General features: G+C 64.1%; 5 protein-coding genes. 1 reads left to right on the top strand and 4 read right to left on the bottom strand.

What is annotated here, in order from left to right:
• Both AHiyo1_RS25110 and AHiyo1_RS21620 read right to left on the bottom strand, forming a co-directional pair.
• A partial coding sequence (locus AHiyo1_RS25110) for an ABC transporter permease subunit (protein ID WP_084784668.1) occupies positions 1-1,970 on the bottom strand: 1,970 nt, incomplete at its 3' end.
• 8 nt (positions 1,971-1,978) lie between these two features.
• Complete coding sequence (locus AHiyo1_RS21620) at positions 1,979-3,202, bottom strand: sugar ABC transporter substrate-binding protein (RefSeq protein WP_084784669.1); 1,224 nt, start codon at positions 3,200-3,202, stop codon at positions 1,979-1,981.
• 414 nt (positions 3,203-3,616) lie between these two features.
• Between AHiyo1_RS21620 and AHiyo1_RS21625 the strand changes: the two genes are divergently transcribed.
• Entirely contained in the window at positions 3,617-3,979 is a 363-nt protein-coding gene (locus AHiyo1_RS21625) for an SPW repeat protein (RefSeq protein WP_059389950.1), read from the top strand.
• A 124-nt stretch (positions 3,980-4,103) separates the two neighbouring features.
• On the opposite strand, the gene AHiyo1_RS21630 is transcribed toward AHiyo1_RS21625, so the two are convergent.
• The gene (locus tag AHiyo1_RS21630) at positions 4,104-5,102 is read right to left on the bottom strand and encodes a zinc-dependent alcohol dehydrogenase family protein (protein WP_059389951.1); all 999 of its coding nucleotides are present in this window, start codon (positions 5,100-5,102) and stop codon (positions 4,104-4,106) included.
• A 71-nt stretch (positions 5,103-5,173) separates the two neighbouring features.
• Positions 5,174-6,619: glycoside hydrolase family 15 protein (locus AHiyo1_RS21635; RefSeq protein WP_216363288.1), on the bottom strand; the 1,446-nt coding region annotated here is incomplete at its 5' end.

Below are 6,619 nucleotides of genomic sequence, written 5' to 3' on the forward strand. Positions count from 1 at the left end.
ACCCCGTGCAGCACCTTGCCGCGGCCGCCGAACAAGCTGGTCCCGCCTATCACCGCGGCGGCCACGGCGTAAAGCACCAGAGTGCCGCCGTCGTACGAGGTCGAGACGGAACGGAGGCGCGACGCGTAGACGATTCCGCCGATGCCTGCAGTGAAGGAAGCGAGGATGAAGGCGAGGGTGCGAATACGGGCAAGGTTCACGCCTCCCCGCCGAGCGGCCTCGGCGTTGCCGCCAATGGCGTAGACGTAGCGACCGAACCGGGTTCGCCCAAGCAGCAGGGTCCAGGCGGCGAGGACTCCGAGCACCACGAGAAGGACCCACGGAACGCCACTGATTTCGACCAGGATTCCGCGGTCCGTATTGCAGAGCCAGACGATCGCCACACCGGCGGCGAGCACCGCCGCGATCTTCAGGGCGCTTACACTGGCGGGCGGCGCGACGAGCCCGGTGTTGCGCCGGCGGGCGTCCCGCAGCCACGTCCACGTGCTGAACGCTCCGACGACCACGAGCATGAGGATCCAGCTGGTGACCGGGCTGAGGTTGCCGCTCGCGATGTTATTGATGACATTGTCGTTGATGGGCACGACGCCGCCGCTGCCAAGGATGATGAGCATCACGCCAAGCCAGCCGAGCTGGCCGCCAAGAGTCACGACGAACGACGGCAGGCCGAGCCGGGTGATGATCGTCCCGTGGAGCAGTCCGATCCCGGCGCAGCCAAGCAGGCCGACGGCGATCGCCGCCCACCACGGCCAACCGGTGGACTCCTGCACGAGTTCGGCCATAATGACGCCGCCCACCCCGCCGACGTACCCGATGGACAAGTCGATTTCGCCGAGCAGGAGCACGAAGACCTGGCCCATTGCGAGCAGCATGAAAACGGAACCCTGGATGAGCAGGTTCACCATGTTCCCGGGAGTCAGGAAGTTCGGGTTCAGCGATTGGAATAGTACCGAGATGAGCAACAGGCCCGCGAGAACCGGAAGCACTCCGCTCTCGCCGCCCCGGACCCGCGCGAACGCAGCGCGGAAATATTCGGGGAGCGACGTCGCGGTGATGTCCGGATTCAACGCCAAGGCGGCCTTCCGCTTGGCTGCCGCCGTGGTCGGCTCGTCCTGGAGCACCGCCGCTGCGGAAGGGAGCGGACCCTTGGCGGCGGTGAGCTGGCGGTTCGACGGCGGTGGAGGCGCGAGTTCCGGCGTTGCCCGATCGGAGAACCCCGTGGTCATCAGGTCAACCACGATCTGCCGGTCCATTTCCGTGACAGGCCGGATAGCCACCAGCTGCCCGAGCCTGAGCACGGCGATGCGGTCCGCGACTTCGAACACGTCGTTCATATTGTGTGAGACGACGATGACGGCCACTCCACGGTCGGCGAGCTGGCGGATCAGGTGAAGGACCACCTCCGTCTGGGCGACGCCGAGGGCAGCGGTGGGCTCGTCCATGATGACGAGCTTCGAGTTCCACAGCACCGATTTCGCGATCGCCACCGACTGGCGTTGCCCTCCGGACAGCGACGCGACGGGTTGCCGGATCGACCGCACTGTTGTCACGGCCAGGCTCGTCAGTGTCTCCCGGGCCGCGATCTCCATGCTCTCCTCGTCGAGGAGGAAATGTCGCAGGCGTTCGCGGCCGAGGAACAGGTTCTGCACGATGTCGAGGTTGTCGCAGAGTGCCAGGTCCTGGTACACGGTCTCGATGCCGAGCGCCGCGGCTTCGTGCGGCGAGTTCAACCGTACGGGCTGGTTTTCCCAAAACAGCTGCCCGTCGTCGGGGGTGTGAATGCCGGCAACGCATTTGATCAAGACCGATTTGCCCGCGCCGTTGTCGCCGGCAAGCGCAGTCACCTTGCCGATCGGCACCTCAAGGGTGATGTCGACCAGTGCCTGCACCGGCCCGAAGTTCTTGTCGATGCCCTCCAGCCGAAGCAAGGGCCCGACGTCGGCGGGGTCCGGGGCTGCCAACTCACTCATCGTTCGGACTACTGGATACCTGCCGCGGTGCACGCGTCCTTCACTTGCGAGATGCACAGCGATGAACTCGTTACGGCGCCGTCTTTGACGACAGTGTCCGCCATGTTCTTCGTGGTCACCCACAGCGGGGTCAGCAGGACCGATGCGACATCGGACTTCGCGGTGTCGTCCGTGGTCTTGCCGTTGACGAGGGTTGACGGAACAGTGACGCCCGCCCGAAGGTAGAGCGCTGCCGCGGCCGCAGCCTGGGCCTCAAAGTAGATCGGCTTGTACACCGTTCCGCACTGGTAGCCCTTCAGGATGTTCTGCAGGCCGGACAAGGACGCATCCTGTCCAGTCGTCGGGAAGGTCTTGGCGGGAATCTGCTTGCTCTGCAGGTAGGCGATCACCGCGTTGGCATTGTCGTCGTTCGGCGTGACAACCGCGTTGATGTTCGGGTGGGCAGTGTATTGCTGGGCGAACGTCGTCTGAGCCACTGACGGTGTCCACGTGCCCGCCGGCTCTCCGACGTTGACGTACTCGCCATTGTCGAAGTGCGGCTTGAGTACGCCGTTGTAACCTTCGGCGAACAGCTTCGCGTTGTTGTCGGTCGGGTCGCCATCCATGACCAGGATGTTTGGCTTGGTGACTTTCCAGTCAGCGATGCACGTGATTTCGCCTTGGCCGATGAGCTGACCAACCTTGACGTTGTCGAAGCTGACATAGGTGCGATCTTTTGTCCCGCCTTTGACGAGCCGGTCATAGTCGATCACTTTGACGCCGCGCGCACTGGCGGCCGCCTCGATGGCCGCGCCCGAACCGGAGTCCAGGGCGTCGACAAGCAGCACCGATGCGCCGGCCGTGATATCAGCCTCGGCTTGGGTCTGCATCGTGCTTGCGCTGCCCTGCGCGTTGTCGATCTTGAACTTGGAGGAATCGAGTCCCGCGGCTTCGAATGCCTTCTTCAGGTACGGGGCGTCGAAAGTCACGTATCGCGCGGAGGTGGTGGTGTCCGGCAGCAGTACGCCCACCATGCCCTTGCCTTGTGAAGCGAGCGACGTGAGCTGTTTCATTGCCGAGAAATCGGCCGTGAACGCATCCGCAGATATCTGCGGTACAGCTCCTCCGGAACTTGCGGTGCTCGACGACGACGAAGATGTGCCCGTGCTCGAACACGCGGCGAGTGCCGTGATAGCGATGGTTGCAATGAAGGCGGTTCCGGCGCCTCGTGCCGGGACCTTCATGTTTAGCATTTCTTTCCTTCTGTTGGTTGCGACTGCAGGCGACCTGGCGGGGTCGGGCCGGAACCTGGGCGTTGGCGGCGGACGCAAGTCCACGCCGGAGGCCACGGCGGTTCGCACCAACGGACGTCGCTGAGTCAGCACCGGGCTGACTGCGACTTTACGACCAGCGACTCGATATCACGGGGTCCTCTCCGGACGGACGTGCCGGGCGACGCCGGGCATGTCCGTCGATGTTGCTCTATGACTACGTTCTAGACCGGAAGTCCCCTCTTAGCAAGGCTTCGCGCGCGGCAGGATTCAACGACTGCGGTCCAATACCGCACGCGTCTGTCGGGAAGTAGCTGCGCGCGGATTTTGTTACACCAATACCGGAGTACTTGCTCGGTGCCCCGGAATGCAGTCCACATCACAGAGGTGGGTTCAATGAAGAAATGGACGCGATGGCAGGATTGGGTCACGGTTGTCGCCGGTCTCTATGCTGCTTTATCGGTCATCTGGACCACGGCCGCCGGCTCGTCGGCTGCCTTGATGGTCGTATTCGGCGCTTTGCTGATCGTTAGCGGTGTGATCAATCTGGCCATGCCCGGAACGCCGGTCATGGAGTGGGTGCAGGCGGCCTTCGGTGCCTTGCTGTTCCTTTCGCCGTGGCTAGGCTCGTACTCCATGCAAGCCGGAGTCGCTTGGACATCGTGGATCGCTGGCCTGGTGGCGCTCGTCGTCACCGCGATGGCGATCAAGCCCAGCACCGAGGAACATCGGCATCACATGGTCAGCCCTTCGCACTGAAGTCTTCAACGCGATGTCCTGAAACGCTGAACAGCGGAATACCGACCGGCGGGCCGTTATCGGACCCGCCGATCGCCGTTTTTTGCTCCCGCCTGCCTGTCTGTGATGCGGGGACATCCGCAGTTCAGACTGTCAGCACGGCAGCTCCGGTAACACGGCTAGCGGCCAAATCCCGCAGCGCCCGGTCGGCCTGAGCCAACGGATACGCCGTCGTGGTGGGAGCCAGCGGGATTTCCGCGGCCAAGGACCAGAACTCTTCGCCGTCTGCCCGGGTGTTGGCAGTGACGCTGCGGAGCTGCCGCTCATAGAAGAGATCTGCGGAATAGTTCAAGGGCGGTATGTCGCTGAGGTGGATGCCGGCAATGGCCAGGGTCCCGCCCCGGCCCAATGCCTTGAGGACGACAGGGACGAGGTCCCCGGCAGGGGCAAACAGTATCGCCGAGTCGAGTGGGTCTGGCGGGGATTCGTACGCGTCGCCCACAAACACCGCACCCAGCTTCCGCGCCAGTTCACGGGCCGGCTCCGAACGCGTCATCACGTACACCTGCGCCCCTTGGTGGCGTGCCATCTGCGCCGTGAGATGGGCGGACCCTCCGAAACCATAGATGCCCAGTCGGCCACCCTCCGGAACAGCGGCCCGTTTGAGCGCCCGGTACCCGATGATGCCGGAGCACAACAGAGGGGCTGCCTGTTCGTCCGAAAACCGGGGCGGGATGGCATAGGCAAAATCCTCGGACACCGTGAGTTGTTCGGCATAGCCACCGTCCCTGTCCCAACCCGTGAAGACAGGGGAGAGGCAAAGGTTCTCGTCACCGCGGCGGCAAAACTCGCAGCTCCCGCAGGTTCCACCCAGCCAGGCCACTCCGACCCTGTCACCGCGCCGGAACCTCACGCACCCTTCGCCCGCCTCGCTGACTATTCCTACCGCTTCGTGGCCGGGGACTACATTCGGCATCCGAGGGGTGAGGTCGCCCTCTGCCAGATGCAGATCCGTGCGGCAGACACCACAGGTCCGGACTCTGACCAGGAGCTCATGCACTCCTGGTTGAGGATCGGGGCGTTCGCCCCAGACAAGCGGCCCGGATTCAATCGGAGCTGGTTCCCGGACCCACCACGCACGCATCGGCTTCGCCCCTCGCCGCTAGCCCTGATTCCGCGTGGTAGTGCCAGCCTTTGCGGCCCGCCGCTCCGCTTTCAGCAGGCGCAGGCCGCTGGCCAGCACGCCCACATGGCTGAACGCTGCGGGAAGTTGCCGAGGAACTCTCCGGTGTCCGGGTGGATCTGCTCGGGTAGCAGGCCCAGTGAATTCGCACGGCTGCAGAGGGACTCATAGAGTTCATGGGCTTCATCCACGCGCCCTTGTCCTGCCAGGTTGTCCACCAGCCAGAAGCTGCAGAGGAGGAACGCCCCTTCGTTTCCGGGCAGACCGTCGGGAGAAACCGATGGCAGGTAGCGGAACAAAAGTCCGTTGCCGGCGTCGAGCTCCGCCGCGATCGCTTTCGTCGTGGAAACCATCCGGGGATCGTCGAAATCAATGACGTTGCGGACGGGAAGGGTCAAGAGCGACGCGTCGAGACCGCCGTTGCCACCTAGGTTCTCGGTAAAGGTGCGCCGCCGGGGATCCCATGATTGTGTCAGGGCAGCCTGCCGGATTTGACGGGCAGTGGCCTCCCACCGGCGTTTGGGATAGGGAAGCCCGTCCCTGCGCGCGATCTGGATGGCGCGGTCGATCGCGACGTAACATAACGCCGCCGAGTAGGTGAAGGGCCTGCTCTTGTCCCGGATTTCCCAAGGCCCCGAGTCGGGAACCCTCCAGCTCCTGATGGCCATTTCCACAATGGGTACCAATGCGGCCCAGAGCCGCTCATCCACTCGCTTGCCGCTGCCCGACCACTGGTAGGCGATATCGACGATTTCACCGTACACATCGTGCTGGAGTTGGTGGCGGGCGCCGTTTCCCCACCGGACCGGGGCCGAGCCGCGGTATCCGCGCAAGTGCGGGTCCTCGACCTCATCGGGCGGCTGGGAACCGTCCAGCGCGTACATGACGTGCGGGGCACCGTCCCGCTCGACGTTGGTCAGGACCCAGGCAAGGAAGACGTCCGCATCACTGGGATCGCCAATGCGCCTGAACACATAGTTGGAGAACGAGGCGTCGCGCACCCATGTGTACCGGTAATCCCAATTCCGGGACGTTCCCGGCCACTCCGGCAACGAAGAGGTAGCGGCGGCCAAGATGGCCCCCGTCTCGGCGTGGTCCAGCATCTTCAGCGTCAAGGCCGAACGCTTCATCAACTCCGCTTGGGAGCCTTCGCAATCCAGGTTTGATGCCCACCGGCGCCACGCATACACGGTCTGGTCAATGAGCTTCTTGCTCTCCGGATGCTGACGGAGCCGGAACCGCCCGGACCAGTGCAGGACCATGGTCAGGGTCTCTCCCGCGCGTAGCGTCAACTCGGCGTACAGGCCACGGCCGTCGGGGATGAGTTCAACGGAAGACCATAGGTAGACCTCGTGGACTCCGTCCTGCCGCCAATCAAACCTCCAGCCGGTAGCCAGGGTGTCAAAAGTGACACCGGTCTTCGGTATCAGGCTGATGCGCAGCGGGACGTCGCCGCCCACGGCTCGCGCGTGCCGCAG

This window comes from Arthrobacter sp. Hiyo1, assembly GCF_001263615.2.
Taxonomy (GTDB): domain Bacteria; phylum Actinomycetota; class Actinomycetes; order Actinomycetales; family Micrococcaceae; genus Arthrobacter.

Coding starts and splice junctions, on each gene's coding strand:
- AHiyo1_RS21625 (WP_059389950.1), top strand. CDS start 3,617: ATGAAGAAATGGACGCGATGGCAGGATTGGGTCACGGTTGTCGCCGGT.
- AHiyo1_RS21630 (WP_059389951.1), bottom strand. CDS start 5,102: ATGCGTGCGTGGTGGGTCCGGGAACCAGCTCCGATTGAATCCGGGCCG.
- AHiyo1_RS21620 (WP_084784669.1), bottom strand. CDS start 3,202: ATGCTAAACATGAAGGTCCCGGCACGAGGCGCCGGAACCGCCTTCATT.